Annotated in this window: 15 protein-coding genes and 1 pseudogene; 12 read left to right on the forward strand and 4 right to left on the reverse strand. The window is 63.6% G+C overall.

Annotated elements, in window-relative coordinates; translation table 11 throughout:
• The first annotated feature begins 5 nt into the window (after nt 1-5).
• The 7 genes from L6639_RS31230 to L6639_RS31260 all read left to right on the forward strand — a co-directional run bounded on the left by L6639_RS31230 (nt 6) and on the right by L6639_RS31260 (nt 7,995).
• Nucleotides 6-839 (forward strand): amidohydrolase family protein, encoded by an 834-nt coding sequence (locus L6639_RS31230; protein ID WP_237865266.1) that lies wholly within the window; start codon nt 6-8, stop codon nt 837-839.
• Between the two features lie 25 nt (nt 840-864).
• Nucleotides 865-2,016, forward strand: a complete 1,152-nt coding sequence (locus L6639_RS31235; RefSeq protein ID WP_237865268.1) for an ABC transporter substrate-binding protein — start codon at nt 865-867, stop codon at nt 2,014-2,016.
• A 599-nt stretch (nt 2,017-2,615) separates the two neighbouring features.
• On the forward strand, nt 2,616-3,434 hold the full coding sequence (locus tag L6639_RS31240; protein ID WP_237865269.1) for a hypothetical protein: 819 nt from the start codon (nt 2,616-2,618) through the stop codon (nt 3,432-3,434).
• Between the two features lie 151 nt (nt 3,435-3,585).
• Nucleotides 3,586-4,170 (forward strand): HutD/Ves family protein, encoded by a 585-nt coding sequence (locus L6639_RS31245; protein ID WP_237865271.1) that lies wholly within the window; start codon nt 3,586-3,588, stop codon nt 4,168-4,170.
• Nucleotides 4,171-4,276: 106 nt separating this feature from the next.
• Nucleotides 4,277-5,482, forward strand: a complete 1,206-nt coding sequence (locus tag L6639_RS31250) for an adenylate/guanylate cyclase domain-containing protein (protein ID WP_237865273.1) — start codon at nt 4,277-4,279, stop codon at nt 5,480-5,482.
• Between the two features lie 92 nt (nt 5,483-5,574).
• Nucleotides 5,575-6,372, forward strand: coding sequence for an adenylate/guanylate cyclase domain-containing protein (locus L6639_RS31255; protein WP_237865275.1), 798 nt, complete (start codon nt 5,575-5,577; stop codon nt 6,370-6,372).
• Nucleotides 6,373-6,642: 270 nt separating this feature from the next.
• The gene (locus L6639_RS31260) at nt 6,643-7,995 is read left to right on the forward strand and encodes a carbohydrate porin (RefSeq protein WP_237865504.1); all 1,353 of its coding nucleotides are present in this window, start codon (nt 6,643-6,645) and stop codon (nt 7,993-7,995) included.
• A 100-nt stretch (nt 7,996-8,095) separates the two neighbouring features.
• On the opposite strand, the gene L6639_RS31265 is transcribed toward L6639_RS31260, so the two are convergent.
• From L6639_RS31265 to L6639_RS31280, 4 genes are all read right to left on the reverse strand, one after another.
• On the reverse strand, nt 8,096-9,532 hold the full coding sequence (locus tag L6639_RS31265; protein WP_237865276.1) for a tetratricopeptide repeat protein: 1,437 nt from the start codon (nt 9,530-9,532) through the stop codon (nt 8,096-8,098).
• A 129-nt stretch (nt 9,533-9,661) separates the two neighbouring features.
• Nucleotides 9,662-9,988 carry a hypothetical protein gene (locus L6639_RS31270; protein WP_237865278.1) on the reverse strand — a complete coding sequence of 109 codons (327 nt, stop codon included), beginning with the start codon at nt 9,986-9,988 and terminating at the stop codon, nt 9,662-9,664.
• 141 nt (nt 9,989-10,129) lie between these two features.
• Nucleotides 10,130-11,143, reverse strand: a complete 1,014-nt coding sequence (locus L6639_RS31275) for an alpha/beta hydrolase (RefSeq protein WP_237865282.1) — start codon at nt 11,141-11,143, stop codon at nt 10,130-10,132.
• Nucleotides 11,144-11,159: 16 nt separating this feature from the next.
• Nucleotides 11,160-12,134 (reverse strand): MBL fold metallo-hydrolase, encoded by a 975-nt coding sequence (locus L6639_RS31280; protein ID WP_237865284.1) that lies wholly within the window; start codon nt 12,132-12,134, stop codon nt 11,160-11,162.
• Nucleotides 12,135-12,331: 197 nt separating this feature from the next.
• On the opposite strand from L6639_RS31280, the gene L6639_RS31285 reads away from it, so the two are divergent.
• From L6639_RS31285 to L6639_RS31305, 5 genes and pseudogenes are all read left to right on the forward strand, one after another.
• The gene (locus tag L6639_RS31285; RefSeq protein WP_237865290.1) at nt 12,332-13,279 is read left to right on the forward strand and encodes a LysR family transcriptional regulator; all 948 of its coding nucleotides are present in this window, start codon (nt 12,332-12,334) and stop codon (nt 13,277-13,279) included.
• Nucleotides 13,280-13,457: 178 nt separating this feature from the next.
• Complete coding sequence (locus tag L6639_RS31290; RefSeq protein ID WP_237865294.1) at nt 13,458-14,750, forward strand: ABC transporter substrate-binding protein; 1,293 nt, start codon at nt 13,458-13,460, stop codon at nt 14,748-14,750.
• An 89-nt stretch (nt 14,751-14,839) separates the two neighbouring features.
• Nucleotides 14,840-15,700 (forward strand): annotated as a pseudogene (locus L6639_RS31295) (carbohydrate ABC transporter permease); the annotation flags it as partial.
• A 91-nt stretch (nt 15,701-15,791) separates the two neighbouring features.
• Nucleotides 15,792-16,565 (forward strand): carbohydrate ABC transporter permease, encoded by a 774-nt coding sequence (locus L6639_RS31300; protein ID WP_237865507.1) that lies wholly within the window; start codon nt 15,792-15,794, stop codon nt 16,563-16,565.
• Between the two features lie 25 nt (nt 16,566-16,590).
• Entirely contained in the window at nt 16,591-17,610 is a 1,020-nt protein-coding gene (locus L6639_RS31305) for a Gfo/Idh/MocA family protein (protein ID WP_237865304.1), read from the forward strand.
• Nucleotides 17,611-17,612 lie beyond the last annotated feature (2 nt).

Here is a 17,612-nt window from a genome sequence, read left to right on the forward strand (position 1 = left end):
GTGCCATGACATTGCCGGCGGGCCCCAAGATCGACTGTCACATCCACGCCATCGATCCCGTCCGTTTTCCCTATGGCGCCGATACGCCGTATCGCCCGAGCGGGCAGGAGATTGCGCCGGCCGCGCAACTCATCCGTGTTTTCGACGCATTTGATGTTCGCCATGCGCTGGTCGTCGCCACCAACACCGGCTATGGCAGCGACAGCCGCATCCTGCTCGACACCTTGAGGCAGGGCGGCGGCCGCTTCAGCGGCGTCGCCGTGGTCGAGAACGACGTCGACATCCGCGAGCTCGAACGCTTGAAAGCCGCCGGCGTCATCGGCGTTGCCTACAACGTGCCGTTCCACGGCGCCGACTATTATCGCAACACCGCGCCGCTGCTGGAGAAGCTGATAAGCCTCGGCCTGTTCCTCCAGATCCAGGTCGAGAACGATCAGCTGCTTGACCTGCTGCCCCTCATCGACAAATCGCCAGTGCGTCTGGTGTTCGACCATTGCGGCCGACCGTCGGTCGGCCAGGGTGTCAAAAGCAAGACCTTTCAGGCCCTGCTTGCGATCGGCCGCGAGCGTGACGCGCACATCAAACTGTCAGGCTATTACAAATTCTCGCAACAGCCGCATCCGTATAAGGACACCTGGCCGTTCATTGCAGCGCTTGTCGAGGCCTTCACGCTCGATCGCTGCGTCTGGGGCTCGGACTATCCGTTCCTGCGCGCAGCCGAAAGGCTCGACTACGGGCCGCTGCTCGCGGTGCTGACATCGCTGTTTCCTGACACGGGCGACCAGCAGCGCCTGCTGTGGCAAACGCCGGCGAAACTGCTCGGCTTCGATGGATCATAACAAGGAAAGCAACGGGGAGGACATCATGAGGCATCTTGCAGGCACGCTCGCCATCGCCTTGGCAGCATCGCTCACCACGGGCGCAGCCCGTGCGCAGAACACCGTCTACATCCCCGACGTCATCGAGCTCTCCGGCCCCGGCGCCGTCTCGGGCACCAACTGGCGTGACGGCGTCCTGCTCGCAGTTGACGAGATCAATGCCGCCGGTGGCATCCTGGGTCGCAAGATTCAGACCGAGCATCTGGACACCCAGAGCAACCCCGGCATCTCGCGCGCGCAGGTGCAGAAGGTTTTGGACAAGGATCCCTATGTCGTGCTTGGGCCGATCTATTCCGGTTCGGTCAAGGTCAACATGGCGCTGACGCAACAAGCCGAAATCCCTCAGATCGTCGGCGCCGAGGCTGCCGACATCACCACGCAGGGCAACCCCTGGATTTTCCGCACCGCCTTCGGCCAGCAATTCTCGATGCCGAAGATCGCTAATTATCTGCACGACAAGCTGAACGTGAAAAGCGTCGCGGTGCTCTGGGTCAACAATGATTTCGGTAAGGGCGGCCACGACAATTTCGTGAAGGAGATGAAGGCACGCTACATCGAGATTGCGGCCGATATCTCCACCGAGCAGGGCCAGGTCGATTTCGGCTCCGATGTCATCAAGCTCAAGGGCGCCAAGGCCGATGCCGCCTTCATCTACACCAACGAGGAGGAGAGCGCGCGCTTCCTGATCGAGGCGAAGCGGCAAGGCCTGTCGACGCCGCTGTTCGGCGAAACCACGCTGCTCAGCCAGAAGGTGGTCGAGCTCGCCGGCTCCGCCGCCAACGGCGTGCGCGGTCATGTCGGCCTCAGCGCCGACGCTCCGATTCCGGCGATCGAGGAGTTCACCAAGAAGTTCAGCGACCGCTTCAAGTACCGCCCCGATCACAACGGGATCAAGGGCTACACCGCGGTCTATCTCGTCAAATATGTCACCGAGAAGATCGGCAAGCTCGACAGCAAGGCCTTTGGCGCGGCGATGAAGGGCCTGACGCTGACGCCTGACAAGGCACCGGGCATGCTGATGGAAGCCAGCTGGGACCAGAACGGCGACATCGACCGCGCCAGCTTCCTCGCCGAGATCGTCGACGGCAAGCAGAAGATCGTGGAGACGCTGCCGAAGCTGAATGGCAAGAGCGAATGAAGGGCGCGTAGGCAAGACGTGCCGTCGGATGACTCCGCCGACGGCACAACCCGCTTCATCCCTTCGTTGCGACAGGCCTGCTTTCCTGTCCTAGTGGACCGCGCAATTCCCTTGCGCGGTGTTTTTCTTTGGTGCATCCTCTGGTAGCGGCAGCAGATTGGCCGCGGAAAGCTTATTTTTGCGATAACTTTATTTCAGGAGTGTGCCATGGCAAGGCGTGGCAACATTGCAATACTCTTTATGCTTGCAGTCTGTCCTCCTCTGCATGCAGATGCTCGGCCTTATGAGAACGGACCGGCGTTGAGGTCACTCGATAAACTTGGTTCGGATCTTGCGCCTGTGAATCGAGCGCCCGGAGCTTCTCAAGTTGCACCGGATATTCTGAAGTTAAGTGGATTCTTCGATTTTCTGCGTACGGTGCAGCAGGCCCCGGCACCGCGCGAGCCTCCAGCTCCGAAAGCACCGGCACCACGCGAGCCTCCAATTCCGCGTCCTCCGCCAGGTGAGCAGCCGGTTCAGCTGCAATTGCCGGCTCCACCTCCCATGGCGCCACCGCGCGAGCCGCCATCGACGCCGTCGCCCGCAAAGTGAAGGTCGAGATGTGCAAGCAGCAGAAGGCGGAAGCGCAGCTTGCCGCGCAGAAACGGCAGGAAGCGATTCCCGCGGCCGTCGCCGATACGTCGGCCGAACCCGATCTGACTTGGGACGTTCTGGGCTTGCGGGTCGGCCGCAAGACGGAGATCATCGCCCTTGTCGCGTTTATGCTCTCGCTGGGCGGTGTCCTTTGGCAGGTTTTCAATTTTGCCCGTGGCGCGGTGGTTCAGCTGTTTCCTTCCGATCAGATTGTTCTGACGACGGTCGAAAAGCTCGGCAAGAACTATCGCAGCCAGGACAACAATCTCGCGCTCATTGCGACCATGGCCTATTCCAACGAGGGGGATGTGGGTCACAACGCAATTGTGCGCCGTGAATACATAACGATGACGTTCGGCGACCGTACCGTCGAACACAGATGGTATGAGTTCGGTAGCTCAGATCTCAAGGATGGCGCGCTGGAATTCAAGCGCGACAGCGAGGCTCGTCCGTTTCCGGTCAACGCAGCCTCGGCCGTCAGTCACGAGACGTTGTTCGCCGCGTGGGAGGTTGATTGCGAGGAGGGCGACAAGAAATGCGATCCGCGGGGCAATTTCGTCAAATGGGACGACTTCCTGGCGGCTGCCAAGGCTAACCATAAGCTCGTAATTACGACGAAAGCCATTGTCTATCCGTCGACAGAGTTGACCGCCTCATGCGAAATCAAGCTGCGTCAGTGGGAGATTGACGTGTTGCAAACGGACCAGTGGTTGTCGGCAACGTGCAGCCAGCCTGGAGCCCCGGCTGTGCTGAGAGTTCCTTTGCAGGGAAAATCTGCCAAGTGACGGGCCGAGATCGCGCGACTGCTGCCTGCAATTTGTAAGGCCGGCCGCGACGTGGCCTGGCAGCCGGCCCCTGGATCGGATTGCATCGCCACCGCTAGCAGCGCCGGCCGATCGCGGGCATGATGAGCCCGTTGATTCCGGATGCTGCTTTATGAAAACCACGCTGCTGAATGCCGAAGACTACACCCGTGCGCCCTGGAAGAACGGCGGCGGCGTCTTTACCGATATCGCGGATGCGCATCGGCCCGGCACGGTGGTGAAGAACTGGGACAGCCTGCTGTGGCGCTTTGCGTCCACGCCGATCGTTGCGCCCGGGCCGTTCTCGCACATGCCTGATATCGATCGCTTGCAGATGGTGATCGGCGGGCGCGGGCTGGTGCTGAAAGCCGGGGGGCAGGAGCTCGACGAGCGCGAGCCGTTCACGACCGTCCGCTTCACCGGCGAGATGGAGATCGTGACCGAGCTCGAGGCCGGCCCGGTCGAGGTCGTCAACCTGATGGCGCGGCGCGGTGCGGCGGAGATCGAGCTGGTGGCGCTGAAGGAGCCCGGCGAGCGGCCATTGCCCGCCGGCACGCATCTGGTATACGCGCTATCTCGCGATTGTGACATTCAACTCAAGTGCGAGGAATTTCTCGTTCCCGGCGGCAGCACGCTGAAAATCGAACTGACCGAGGCGTCCAGGCTGACGCTCGTTTCGGGACTTGCGGTACTGGCATCGATTCGGCTCGTCAGCTAGGCGGCGGTCGTGCGAATGCGCACAATCCGTGCAACTGGCTAGGTTGACGCAGCCGATCCGGAACACGATATGTGCGGGCATAAAGACCGCCGCTGAAGGCCAGGATATGAACGCGCCAGACAAGGTTCCCGCTACAACACTATCCGACGGTGTCGTCGATTGGCTGACCACGGGGACGCACAACGAGCGCTTCATCGACAACATTTTTGCCGAGATGTGCAACCGCATCCAGCAAACGGGCATTCCGCTGAAGCGGTCGACGCTTCACGTGCTGATCCAGCACCCGCAATGGTTGGGGGCGCGTTTCATGTGGGCCGACGGCATGCGCGAGGCCGAGATTGCGCGGGTTGATTTCGATGTACGGGAGCGGTCCGAATATATCGGCAGTCCTGCCAACGAAATGCAGAACGGCGCCACTGAAGTGCGTGAGAATCTGGAGCAGGATCCCGCGCTTGGCCGCAAGCACGCGCTCTATGACGAGATGCGGGCGAGGGGCCTCACCGACTATGTCGCCTGGCCGCTCTACCACACGCTCGGCAAGCGCCATCTGGTCACGTTCGCAACTGATCGGCCCGGCGGATTCGACGCTGCGCATATCGTCGCGCTGAAGAAGCTGCTGCCGGTGCTGGCGCTGGTCAGCGAAATCCGCATCAAGAACCGCCTGGCGCGCACGCTGCTGGAGACCTATGTGGGCTCCCATGCCGGCGAGCTCATCCTGGCCGGCGCCACGCGCCGCGGCACCGGCACGACGGTGCGCGCCGCGATCATGATCTGCGATCTCCGGGATTTCACGAAGATCTCCGACAATTGGCCGCGCGACGACGTCATCGATCTCCTCAACGATTATTTCGACGCGATGTCGGACCCGATCGCCCGCCATGGCGGCGAGATCCTGAAGTTCATCGGCGACGGCCTGCTGGCGATCTTCCCGCTCAGCCAGCCCAACGCCTGCGCCAATCTGTTGCGCGCTGTCACCGAGGCCCGGCGTGCGATGGTTGCGCTGAACGAGCGCAACAACGGCACGGGCCGCGCGCCGCTGAATTACGGCATCGGCGTCCATGTCGGCGACGTCATGTACGGCAATATCGGGTCATCAAGCCGGCTCGACTTCACCGTGATCGGCCCCGCCGTCAACATGGCCTCGCGCCTCGAGGCGCTCACCAAGCAGGTCGGCAAGCCGGTGCTGCTGTCGCGCGACTTCGCCGAGCTGGTCGATCGCGAGTTTGAGCTGGAGCGCGTCGGCAAGCATGTTGTGCGCGGCTTCAGCGATCCGATCGAGCTGTTCGCGTTTGAGCCGTCCGCGCGAACCTAAACCGCGTCGCGCGATTGCGCGCTGTTGCCAAGGCGCGAGCGTCGAATTACGCTCCGGGTCCGCCATATCGGTTCAGCATCAGCCGCATCGTCATGCCCAAATTCCTTCGCGTCGGCCTGCATCAGTCGAACGTATCGGGGTACACGTCGAAGGCGTGGTGCGTGCGGCGGGTCGGTTCGGCGGTGTTCCTGAAATGGGGCGCCGTCGAAGTGCAGGGCGCCGGCAACGGCCGCAAGGTTTACTGGACCCATCTGCCGCAGGAGAAAACGATCCGCTGCGGCACGGCGCAGCGCGCCCAGGATTACGCCAAATCCGCCATCGCACGGCGGCGCAGCCATGACTATGAGCCGCTCAGTGGCGCCATTGGGGTCAGGAGAAAATCTGCGAACGGCAGCGCCGAGCTCAAGCAGACGCTCGCCACGATCCTGATCGTCGACATCGTCGGCTCCACGGCAAAGGCCGCCAAGCTCGGCGATGCGCGCTGGACCAAGGTCATGGGCCTCTACTACGCCGCGGTCCGCAAGGAGCTGAAATCATCGCGCGGCAAGGAAGTCGTGACGACCGGTGACGGCGTGCTGGCGACCTTCAAGGCGCCGGCGGCTGGCATCAATTGCGCGACCGCGATCCAGAAGGCCGTGCGCACGCTCGGCCTCGAGATCAGGGTCGGCCTGCACGCCGGCGAATACACCATCAGCGGCGGCGAGATGGTTGGCCTTGCCTTCCACATCGGCACCCGCGTCGCCGCCAAGGCGCGCGCCGGCGAGGTGCTGGTCTCGAGCGCGGTCAAGGACCTGCTCGCAGCGCAATCCCAGATCCGCCTCAGGGATCACGGCAGCCACCAGCTCAAGGGCGTGCCGGCGCGGTGGCGGCTCTATCGGGTCGAGGGTTGAGAGGAGGCGAGGCCGATCTCGCCGTCCTTCCCGAAGCGCTCTCGCGCGAGATTGTCTGCCGGGCCTTGCAAGACGCGCGTGCTGGCTCACGCGCTATCGCGGCGGATGCATCCTGTCGGATGAGCGCCGGCCGGGAATAAACACAAACCCGAATTGATCCTCACCAGGGGAACCGCGGCGTATGCGCGGCGCGCGATTGCGCGCGGCGGCGTCGCGATGGGCGGAGACGAAACGCAACAACGAAGAAGCCTGAAACCCTGGGAGTACCTGATGTCTTTGGAGAGGTTTGCAAGCGCCGCACGGTTGTGCGGCGCGGGGATTGTCTTGTCGTCACTGTTGGCCGGCGGAGCGCATGCGGCCGATCTTCTGACGAAGGCGCTGCCTGTTCCTTATGTCGCGGCCGATGATTTCTGGACAAGGCCGTATCTGTTCGGCGATCTCGGCAGGACGAGGCTGAAGGAGCAGGGCATCTCGCTGGCGCTGACGCTGGGCGACGAAGCCGTCGCCAACCTGTCGGGCGGAGCCAGAAACACCGGCGCCAACGCCGGTCAGCTGGCGTTTCAAGCAAAGTTCGACCTGGCGAAGCTGGCCGGCCTCCAGGGCGGTACCGTCGGCCTCACGCTGGTCGACCGCTTCGGCAACAATTTGAATAGCGAGGCTGACATTCCCGCCCTGCAGCTCACCAATGAGGTCTTTGGCCGCGGCACCATTCTGCGCCTGACCGAGCTTTACTACTCGCAAAAGCTTCTCGACGATCGCCTCGAGCTTAAGGGCGGCCGTCTCCCCGTCGGCTCCGACTTCTTCTTCGGCGAGTGCGATTTTATCAACCTGACCTTCTGCGGCGGCCAACCCGGCAACATCCTGGGTGGCTATATCTTCAACTGGCCGGTGAGCCAATGGGCCGGCCTGGCCCATTTCAATCTGACCAAGGAATGGAAGATTTCGGTCGGCGTCTACGACGCCAATCCGAATTATCTGACGACGTCAGATCCGACGATCTACTTCCTGCCCGGCATTCCTGCCTCGAGCCCTGCGGCGGGTGTGCTCGTCCCGGTGGAGTTGACCTGGACTCCGAGTGGTCCCCTGAACGGGACCTGGAGATTCGGCGGCTGGTACGACAGCGCGTCGACGATTGATGGCGGCCTCCCGGGCATCGTTGCGACAATTCCGGGCGCCGGTGGTGTCCCGGATCAAAATCTGGGAGATCAGCGTGGTCGCTTCGGCGTCTATGAGTCGATCCTGCAGCGGTTGACCGTCGATGGTCCCAAAACGCAGGGCTGGTACACGTTCCTCAACACGACCGTGGCCGATCACCGGACGTCGTTCCAGGACTACCAGATCTCCTGGGGCGTCAAGCACAGTGGAACGTTCGCCTCGCGCCCCGATGACGAGGTTGGCTTCGCGGTGGGCACGACTCATGTGAACCCGGCAGCCCTTGGACCGAATGCAGGAGGTAACGAAGTTCCGATCGAGCTCTGGTACGGATTGCAGGCAACCGGCTGGATGAACCTCAAGTTCGACGCCCAGTACGTCATCAATCCTGGCGGGCGCGGGTTTAATGCCGCCGGTGTCAAGACCGACAACGCGTGGGTGCTGGGTCTGCGCACCGCGGTCCGGTTCTGAGGCGAGGTGGAGCCGGAGCATTGAGCCGACGCTGCCGGATCAGGCGGACACTGGCTCAGATTGGTGCTGGACCGGCAGGCAGAAGCGTGGACGGCTCTCGCTATGGCTGCCACGCCGAGGCCATGCCATCCAGTTCACGTCGCACACGATCGACGACGCTGCCCCAGTCGCCTCTGGTGGGCTGCCTGAACAGCCGCATCGACCGATACCACGGGCTATCGTCGCGATCGAGCAGCCAGCGCCAATCCGGGTTGAAGGGCAGCATCGTCCAGACCGGTGCGCCAAGCGCGCCGGCGAGGTGAACGACGCTGGTGTCGACCGAGATCACCAGGTCGAGACAGGACACCAGCGACGCGGTCTCGCTGAAATCGGTGAGCTGCTCGGTCAGGTCGACAATGTTGGAGCATTCGGCAAGGAAGGCGCGGTCCTCATCGCGAATGCCTTTCTGCAAGGAGACGAACTGGACGTCGCAATCCAAGAGCGGCACAAGCGCGCGTAGCGCGATCGACCGGTTGTGATCGTTCTTGTGACCCGGGTCGCCCGACCAGACCAAGCCCACGCGGAATCGTGTGCGGGGGCCAAGCCGGCTCTCCCACGCCTTCACGCGCTCCGTCGACGGCGCAGGAAGATAGCCATCCGCGAACGGAATCGTATCCGGGCGCGTCCCGAACGCCAGCGGCAGGCTGCCGAGAGGACAGTGCAGGTCGAATGCCTGTGACGGCGTCGACGATCGGTCGATACAATCTGCGACGCCGCTGATCCCGGCCAGTAGCCGCCGGACTGCAGGCTTGACCTCCAGGACGACGCGAGCCCCGGGCGCAGCTACCATCGACGCGTAGCGCGCAAACTGGATGGAGTCGCCGAGAGCCTCGTCGGCATGCAGCAGGATGGTCTTGCCCTCGAGCGGCTGGTCGCCCAGCCAGCGTGCTTGCGAAAACCCACGCTCGGCAAGGCCCAAAGACGGCGCTTTCCAACGGGCCTCGCGTCCCAGCCAGCCCCGCTCGAAATCTCCGGTCAGCATCTGCAGCAGCGCGAGATTCCAGATCGTGTCCGCATTGTCGGGGGCGACCGCGAGCGATCGGTGAAACGTCGCGAAGGCGTCATCCAGCAATCGCAGGCTCCACAGCGCCCGCGCCTTTTCGTTGAGTGCTGCGGAAAAATTGGGACGAAGCGCGAGTGCGCGATCGAAGCTCGCGAAAGCCTGCTCCATGCGGCCCAGCCGCGAATGCAGCGTGCCGAGATTCTTGTGCGTTTCCGCCTCGCCAGGGTTCAGCGCGATGGATCTCTCGAAGTCCGCCTGGGCCTCCGCGAACCGGCCCAGTCGCTGCAGGCAAAGGCCACGCGTTTGATACAAAGGTGCGACATTGGGATTGAGCTTTTCGAATGCGTTGAAGCATTCCAGGGCTTCGGCAAACCGGCCGAGATTGAACAGCGATTGGCCCTGTTTTGCTGCCTCCAGGCTCTTCGCAATCTGCAGATTTTGCGGCGCGGATTTTGGGGAATGTTTGGCCGCGGCCCGGCGCTCTTGGCGGTTCATTGGCTGACCAGAAATGGAGACGACGTCCCGTCGCGGCATTTTCTGGTGCCAGGCTGGTGCGAGGCTGGCGCTGCCCGAAAGGCTCACACAACGAGAGAGGCCGCCTTCGCGGCGGCCTCACTTCCGTTGTTACCATCGACCGGGACCGACGCCGATCGTGACGCCCGGCCCGTCATACCCGCCGTCGTAGTAGCCGCGGTCATAATACCCACGATCATAATAGGTGCGGGCCGGCGCCTGATAGTAGCCATAGCTGTCGCGCCACCTCGTGTGGCGGTGTCGGCAATTTCCAACGCCGGCCATCAACTGACCGCCGCTCATGGCGGGGCCCTCGGCGCCGACCGCGTTGTTGCCTGAGCTTGTGCAGGGACCCGGGCCTTGAGCGAAGCTCGGGGTTGCCATCGCGGTCATTGCAATCGTCGCGGCGATCACGCCAATGCTTGGAACGATCCTCATGTCTGTCCTCCAGTTTCGAGAGGGATCAACGACGCGTAGCTGCCGACGTTCCCCGCGATGCGCTGATGCGAGGGATGCGGAACATGGGAGCCTCCCTCTTCGCCTCCGCTCGGTTCCAGCTATTCCAGGATCCCGCGAGGGTCAGGCGGATGGAGTTCCGTGCGGATCGCGCTCGGTCAGGAACTGACTGATGGCGTCGAATGCCTGCATGCGGTTCCTTTCGAGCAGCACCATGTGGGTGCCTTCGCCGATTTCCACCCATCGACGGTATGGCGCCCGTTTGAGCGAACTGAAGAAATTTTGCATCGTGGCCATGGTCACGTCGCGGTCCCATTCGGCGTGAACGAGGAGCACGGGGACCCGAATGTCGTTCGCGTCGTAGATCGTTTTGCCTGCGCTCCAATAATCGCGGATATCCTGGATCGGACCGTTCACCGCGCGCATCACACGGGGGCGCTCGGTGTTGCCTTGCGGATCTGACGCGAGCGAGGCTTCCGCCCAGCGCTCGAACCAGCCTTCCGGGATCAGGCTCGCGCGTGCCGCTTCCGGCGCCGCCGCGAGCCAGCGCTCCCTGAAATCGAGCACGGGGACCGTGCGGTAGCCACCGAGCGCGCCGCCGGAATCGATCGGGGCAGGGGTGTTCAGCAACCACAGCGGCGCGACCAGCGCGAGCCGCACGACCTTGTCGTTGTTGCCAGCGGTATAAGCGCCGGCCACCGAGCCGCCCCAGGACATGGCGACGAGATTGAGGCGCGGGATGCCGCGATGCCGAAGGATGTAATCGACCGCGCTGGCGAGGTCGCGCACTGCGACATTGGTGCGAACGAGCGGCGCGGAGTCCTGCGCCGGCGCGTCCATTTCCGGCGGCCGGGTCGATCCGCCATAGCCGCGCACGTCGAGTGCGAAGACATCAAAGCCCTGCGCGGCGAGATGATCCATGAAGGAGCGGCCACCGAACGGCACGTCGAAAAGGCTCGCCGACGAATAGGTTGCGCCATGGACCATCAGGATGGTCCGCTCGGCGGAAAAGGCCTTCTGCGCGCTGGCTCGCTTGTTGCGAAGGTGAAGCGAAATGCCGGGCGTGTCGCTCGGGACAGCGAGATCTTCGACCACGAGATCGGGCCTGTGTCCATGTGCGGGAATGGTCTGGTCCATCATCAGTCTCCCTTGATCAGAGGAATTGCCAGGCGAAGCGCTCGCCGCTGCGCCTGATGCGCCCAGTGGAGGACTCCGCGAAATGGGTGGTGAAGACGGTTGCGCCGCTCTCGGCCGCATCCTCCAGCACGGCGTTGCGCGAGCGGAGCGCGGCTTCAGGGAATTCGCAGAAGCAGGAGTTGAGCGAGGGCTCATAGACCTGGAACGGGTGATGCATCACATCACCCGCAAACAGCGCTTGCTCGCCGCGAGAGACGAGGCGGATGGAGGCGTGGTCGACACTGTGGCCTGGCGTCGGGATGAACGAAATTCCCTCCAGCACTTCGCCGCCGTCAACTGTGACCAGCCGTGCCAGGCCCGCATCGATCACCGGCCGCACGCTGTCGTCATAGACGCGATCGGCGGGCTTGCGCAGCGCAGGGCCCAAGGCCGGATTGGCCGCTGGCTCCCCACCATTGGCCAGACTCTCGCCATAGGCCTGCTCGACGCGAGAGAAGATGTAGGTGGCGTTGGGGAACGTCGGCGTCCAGCGACCGTCGACGAGGCGCGTGTTCCAGCCGACGTGATCGGCGTGGACGTGGGTGAGGAGCACATGGTCGACGTCATCGGGCCTGACGCCAGCAGCGGCCAGCCGCGCAAGGAAGGGCTCGTTGAGCCGATGCAGCGACGGAATGTCGGGCCTGTTCTTGTCGTTGCCGGTGGCCGTATCGATCAGGATGGTGTGGCGCGGCGTTTTGATCAGCCAGCTGTGGACGCTCTGGATGAACGTGCCGGTCGCAGCATCGAACGAGCCGGCCTCGAGCCGCGACCGCTGGCGCTCCAGCGCGTCCGGATCCGCGCCGGGATAGAGCGTGTCGAACTGAAAGGCTGCGAGCGACAGTTCGTCGATCCGCGTGATGACTGCATCGCCGACGTGATAGGTCTTCGTCTCCTTCGTCACTGAGAGATCCTCCGCTTCGGTCGGCGCCGGGCGCGGCGTGATTGCCGACATCCTGGACCCGCCGCCGTGGCTGTGAGGTACGCGCCGGGCTGCGCGACCGGGAGGGCCGCGGCCTCGATACGTCCAATCGATGCCGGTGATATCTGGGCGTTCCGGCGGCCTGCCTTTTCATGCGCGCGCGAAGGCCTTAACTTCTTTCAGCGCGGCTCGTATGGCCGCGATAGTTTGCCTTGAACGGAGGTGCCGCGATGGCGGATGTCGAACGCGGTCCGGGCCGGTCGGCCGACGATGCCGAGCTCGCTGAGATCGATCTCGGCCTGTTGCTCGCGCTGGAGGCGCTCTTGCGCGAGCGCAATGTCACCCGTGCGGCGTCGCGGCTGAACATCGGGCAGCCGGCGCTATCGGCCCGGCTCAACCGATTGCGGCAGGTGTTCGCCGATCCGCTGTTCGTGCCTGCGGCGGCGGGGCGGGGCGTGGTGCCGACGACGCGAGCGGTGGAGCTACAGGCGGAGCTTGCGGAGGTGCTCGGCAAATTGCGCCGCATGGTGGAGGGACCGGCTGCGTTCGATCCCGCGCGCGACCAGCGAACCTTTGTCGTTGCCATTCACGAGAATCCGGCGGTGACGCTGGCGCCGGGTTTCGTTGCCCAGTTGACGTCGATGGCTCCCCGCACGCGGCTTGCCCTTGTCCATCCCACGTCCGACATCGTCGATCGCCTCGAACGAGGTGAGATCGATGTCCTGGTCACGGGACCCGGCGGGACCAGCGGCGAGCTGATGCAGCGTCCGCTGTTCGAGGACAGCTTCCTGACCGCGCAGCGCAAGGGCCACCCGCGCGGCACAGGTACGCTCGATCTCGACACGTTTTGCGCATCCGATCATCTGCTGATTTCCGCGGATGGCGGCGGTTTCGCAGGCCTGGTCGACGACGCGCTGTCCGCGCTCGGCCGTTTCAGGCGCGTCGCGGTCTCGATCCAGACCTATGCACTTGCCCCAATCATCCTCGCGCACAGCGATTGCATCTGCACCCTGCCGCGGCGATTTCTGCTGCGCTTTGCCCATGAGCTCGACCTTGCGCCACCGCCGCTCGATCTGCCGCCGGCACGCATCGTCGCGCTATGGCACCCCCGCAACCAGGAGGACGCAGGTCACGCCTGGTTGCGCGATCGCCTCTACCAGGCGGCTGCCGCCACGTGATGTCTGCAATCGCGTGGATGAGCCGAGCCCGCGTTTGACAAAGCCGACCTAGCCGCTACCTTCGGTTCGCTTGCAATAAAGAAGCACGTTGCGCAACTCGTGCATTGACAAGCGGTCAACTTGTGTCATCGGCCGGTCACACGCGCCTCAATTGACACGTGGTCAGGGAGGACAGTTCATGAGCGGCTTCGCACTGTCGCGTCGTTCATTGATCGGCGCCGGTATCGGCGGTGCAACATTGGCGGGCCTGGGTGGCCTGCCCGCTGCGGCGCGAGAGTTGCGGCTGCGCATGTTCTGGTGGGGCGCCAAGGAACGGGCGGAGCGCACCGACAAGGTCAATCAGCTCTATTTGAGCAGCCATCCGGACATGACAATCGCCGGCGAGACGCTGGGCTGGACCGATTATTGGGCGCGGCTTGCGACGCAAACCGCCGGTCGCAATGCGCCCGACGTGCTGCAGATGGATTACCGCTACATCTTCGAATATGCGCGCCGGGGTGCCCTGCTGCCGCTCGATGCTTACGTACCGAAAGCCCTTAACCTCACGGATTTCAGCCCGGCCGCGGTCGACAGTGGCAAGGTCGACGGCAAGATCTACGGCGTCAGCCTCGGTCTCAACTCGACGGCGATGGTCTACGACAAGGGGCTGATCCAGAGCCTGGGCCTGAAGGAACCGATCTGGAACATGACATGGAGCGAGGTTGGCGATCTCGCGGCCGAGGTCACCAAGGCCGCCAAGCGCGACGGCTTTACCGGCATGGAGGACGGCGGTGGCAACGAGCCGCTGCTGGAGGTCTGGCTCGCCCAGCGCGGCAAGTCGCTGTACACCGGCGAAGGCAAGGTTGGTTACGACGACAAGGACATGGCCGAGTGGCTCGCATTCTGGAGCGATATGCGCAAACGCGGCGCCAGCGCCGCGCCTGACGTTCAGGCGCTCGATCGCGGCGAGATCGATTCGAACCTGTTGTCGCTCGGCAAGGTCGCCATGACCTTTGCCCACTCCAACCAGCTGGTCGGCTTCCAGGCCATCAACAAGAGCAAGCTCGGCCTCTCGACGTTTCCCGACGGCGGGCAGGGCGCGAAACCCGGCCAATATCTGAAGCCGGCCATGATGTGGAGCGTCTCCGCGCAGTCGAAACAGGCCGAGGCTGCGGTTCAGCTGGTCAGTTACTTCATTGCCGATACTGAGGCCGGCAAGCTGCTCGGTGTCGAGCGCGGCGTGCCGGCGTCGTCTGCGGTGCGCAATGTCGTGACGCCGTCGCTCGACGACCTCGGCCGCGCCATGGTCGACTACATCAGCCTGATCAGCGACAAGGTTGGACCATTGCCGCCTCCGCCACCGCGGGGCGCCGGCGAGATCCAGAGCGTGCTGCGGCGCGTGAATGAACAGGTCGGCTTCGGCCGTCTGACGCCAGCCGACGGCGCCAAGCAGTTCGTCGCCGAGGCGTCCGCCGTTCTGGCCCGCGGATAGAAGCAGTGGCGGATACGCTGATCGACGCCGCCACGTCCCGACAGGCCTTGCCGGCGGTACGCGCACCCGAGACATCCTGGCGCGAGAGCGCCACGGGCTATCTGTTTCTCGCGCCCTGGCTCATCGGCTTTTTCGGGCTCACGCTGGGACCGGCGCTGGTCTCGCTGTATCTGTCGTTCACGGATTACGACCTGCTCAGCAACCCGCGCTGGGTCGGCGCCGCCAACTATGTGCGCATCGCCACCAGCGATCCCAAGTTCAGCGCGGCAATGCACGTCACCTTCCTCTATGTGGCGCTATCCGTGCCGCTCAAGCTCGCCTTCGCACTGCTGGTGGCCATGATGCTGAACCGGGGCCTGCGCGGCCTGCCGCTGTACCGGGCGATCTTCTATTTGCCTTCGCTGATCGGCGCCAGCGTGGCGGTCTCCGTGCTGTGGCGCCAGTTGTTCGCAAGCGACGGCCTGCTCAACCAGGCGCTGAAGCTCGTCGGCATTCATGGACCGAGCTGGATCTCCAATCCCGACACCGCGCTCTATACGCTGGTGGCGCTGGCCGTGTGGCAGTTCGGCTCGCCGATGATCATCTTTCTCGCCGGCCTGCGCCAGATTCCGAAGGACGTCTATGAGGCCGCCGAGATCGACGGAGCCAGCCGCAGCCAGCAGTTCTGGCGGATCACCCTGCCGCTACTGACGCCGGTGCTGTTCTTCAACGTCGTGGTGCAGACCATCGACGCCTTCAAGGCGTTCACGCCGGCCTTCATCATCAGCGGCGGTACCGGCGGGCCGATCGACGCGACGCTGTTCTACACACTTTATCTCTTCCAGGAGGCATTTGCCTATTTCCGCATGGGCTATGCTTCCGCGCTGGCCTGGGTGCTGGTGGTGATCATCGCGGCCTTCACCGCGTTATCCTTCCTGTCATCGCGCTACTGGGTGCATTACGATGGTTGATCTCGCAGGACAGGATCAGGTTTCGCCCTCTCGCAATCGAGGCGGCCGCACGCTGCTCTATCATGTCGTGCTGTGCCTCGCCTCGATCGCCATGCTGTATCCGCTGCTCTGGATGCTGGCGAGCTCGTTCAAGCCGGACAGCGACATCTTCGGCGATGCCTCGCTCTGGCCGCGCCACTTCAGCCTTGCCGCCTATTGGCGCGGCTGGTCGGGGCTGCAAGTCACCTTCGGCAAGTTCTTCCTGAACTCGCTGGTGGTGTCACTGTGCAGCGTGGTGGGCAACGTGATGTCGTGCTCGCTGGCGGCCTACGCATTCGCGCGACTGAAGTTCCGCGGCCAGAAATTCTGGTTCGCTTTAATGCTCGGCACGCTGATGCTGCCGTACCACGTCACGTTGATCCCGCAATACATCCTGTTCCTCAATCTCGACTGGGTCGACACCTTCCTGCCGCTGATCGTGCCGAAATTCCTCGCGGTGGACGCCTTCTTCATCTTCCTGCTGGTGCAGTTCTTCCGCTCGATCCCGCGCGAGCTCGATGAGGCCGCGATGATCGACGGCTGCGGTCCCTGGCGCATCTACTGGATCGTGATCCTGCCGCTGTCGATACCGGCGCTCGCCACGGCCGCCATCTTCACCTTCATCTGGACCTGGGACGACTTCTTCGGGCCGCTGATCTATCTGAACGACATGAACTCCTACACCGTCCAGCTTGGCCTGCGCAGCTTCGTCGATTCCACCGGCAAATCCGACTGGGGCGCGCTGTTCGCGATGTCGACACTGACGCTGCTGCCGTTGTTCGTGTTCTTTCTGTTCTTCCAGCGTCTCCTGATCGACGGCATCGCCACGACAGGGTTGAAGGGCTGACGGCCGCTAACCAAGGAAAAAAATCATGAGCAAACTGCGTTTCGCCGCGATCGGCATCAATCACGCCCACATCTATGGCCAGGTCGATTGCCTGTTGCGCGCCGGCGCCGAGCTGGTCGGCTTTCATGCGGTCGAGGACGATCTCTCCCAGGCTTTCGCCGCGAAATATCCGCAAGCGCCGCGCGTCGCCGAGCGGGCGCGATTGCTCGAAGACAAGTCCATCGCACTGATCCTCTCGTCCGGCATCCCCGCCGACCGCGCGCCGCTCGGCATCGAGGTGATGCGCCACGGCAAGGACTATATGAGCGACAAGCCGGGCATGACCTCGCTGGAGCAACTGGCCGAGGTGCGCCGGGTCCAGGCCGAAACCAAGCGGATTTACTCTGTCTGCTACTCCGAGCATTTCGAGACCCGCTCCACCGTGAAGGCCGGCGAGCTGGTCGCATCAGGCGCCATCGGCAAGGTCATCAACACCGTCGGGCTCGGTCCGCACAAGCTGAAGAACCTGCCGCGGCCCGACTGGTTTTATTCGCGCGAGCGCACCGGCGGCGTCTTGACCGACATCGCCTCGCATCAGTGCGAACAGTTCCTTTTCTTCGCCGACGCGCTCGACGCCAAGGTCGTCAGCGCGACGGTCGCCAATCGCGCTAATCCTGATAGGCCTGGCTTGCAGGATTTCGGCGAGATGCTACTGCGGACCGGCGACGTCACCGGCTATATCCGTGTCGACTGGTTCACCCCCGATGGCCTGCCCAATTGGGGTGACGGCCGCATCACCATTCTCGGCACCGAGGGCTACATGGAGCTGCGCAAATACATTGATATCGCGGGGCAGGGGGGCATCGACCACCTCATCATGGTCGACCGCAAGGGCGTGCACCGGATCGACTGCTCCAACGTCCAACTCCCCTATGGCCGCCAGCTCATCGCCGACGTGCGTGATCGCACCGAGACCGCGATCCCGCAGGCCCGCTGCTTCAAGGCCATGGAGCTGGCGCTCACCGCGCAGGCGATGGCGGAAGGCAAGGCGCAAGAAAGGGCCTAAAG

It is taken from the genome of Bradyrhizobium zhengyangense (assembly GCF_022012555.1).
In the GTDB taxonomy this organism is placed as follows: Bacteria; Pseudomonadota; Alphaproteobacteria; order Rhizobiales; family Xanthobacteraceae; genus Bradyrhizobium; species Bradyrhizobium zhengyangense.

Excerpts from the sequence above, each read along its gene's own strand:
- L6639_RS31265 (WP_237865276.1), bottom strand. The coding sequence starts at position 9,532 with ATGAACCGCCAAGAGCGCCGGGCCGCGGCCAAACATTCCCCAAAATCC.
- L6639_RS31230 (WP_237865266.1), top strand. The coding sequence starts at position 6 with ATGACATTGCCGGCGGGCCCCAAGATCGACTGTCACATCCACGCCATC.
- L6639_RS31255 (WP_237865275.1), top strand. The coding sequence starts at position 5,575 with ATGCCCAAATTCCTTCGCGTCGGCCTGCATCAGTCGAACGTATCGGGG.
- L6639_RS31280 (WP_237865284.1), bottom strand. The coding sequence starts at position 12,134 with ATGTCGGCAATCACGCCGCGCCCGGCGCCGACCGAAGCGGAGGATCTC.
- L6639_RS31250 (WP_237865273.1), top strand. The coding sequence starts at position 4,277 with ATGAACGCGCCAGACAAGGTTCCCGCTACAACACTATCCGACGGTGTC.
- L6639_RS31305 (WP_237865304.1), top strand. The coding sequence starts at position 16,591 with ATGAGCAAACTGCGTTTCGCCGCGATCGGCATCAATCACGCCCACATC.
- L6639_RS31275 (WP_237865282.1), bottom strand. The coding sequence starts at position 11,143 with ATGGACCAGACCATTCCCGCACATGGACACAGGCCCGATCTCGTGGTC.
- L6639_RS31235 (WP_237865268.1), top strand. The coding sequence starts at position 865 with ATGAGGCATCTTGCAGGCACGCTCGCCATCGCCTTGGCAGCATCGCTC.
- L6639_RS31245 (WP_237865271.1), top strand. The coding sequence starts at position 3,586 with ATGAAAACCACGCTGCTGAATGCCGAAGACTACACCCGTGCGCCCTGG.
- L6639_RS31285 (WP_237865290.1), top strand. The coding sequence starts at position 12,332 with ATGGCGGATGTCGAACGCGGTCCGGGCCGGTCGGCCGACGATGCCGAG.
- L6639_RS31270 (WP_237865278.1), bottom strand. The coding sequence starts at position 9,988 with ATGAGGATCGTTCCAAGCATTGGCGTGATCGCCGCGACGATTGCAATG.
- L6639_RS31300 (WP_237865507.1), top strand. The coding sequence starts at position 15,792 with ATGCTGTATCCGCTGCTCTGGATGCTGGCGAGCTCGTTCAAGCCGGAC.
- L6639_RS31260 (WP_237865504.1), top strand. The coding sequence starts at position 6,643 with ATGTCTTTGGAGAGGTTTGCAAGCGCCGCACGGTTGTGCGGCGCGGGG.
- L6639_RS31240 (WP_237865269.1), top strand. The coding sequence starts at position 2,616 with ATGTGCAAGCAGCAGAAGGCGGAAGCGCAGCTTGCCGCGCAGAAACGG.
- L6639_RS31290 (WP_237865294.1), top strand. The coding sequence starts at position 13,458 with ATGAGCGGCTTCGCACTGTCGCGTCGTTCATTGATCGGCGCCGGTATC.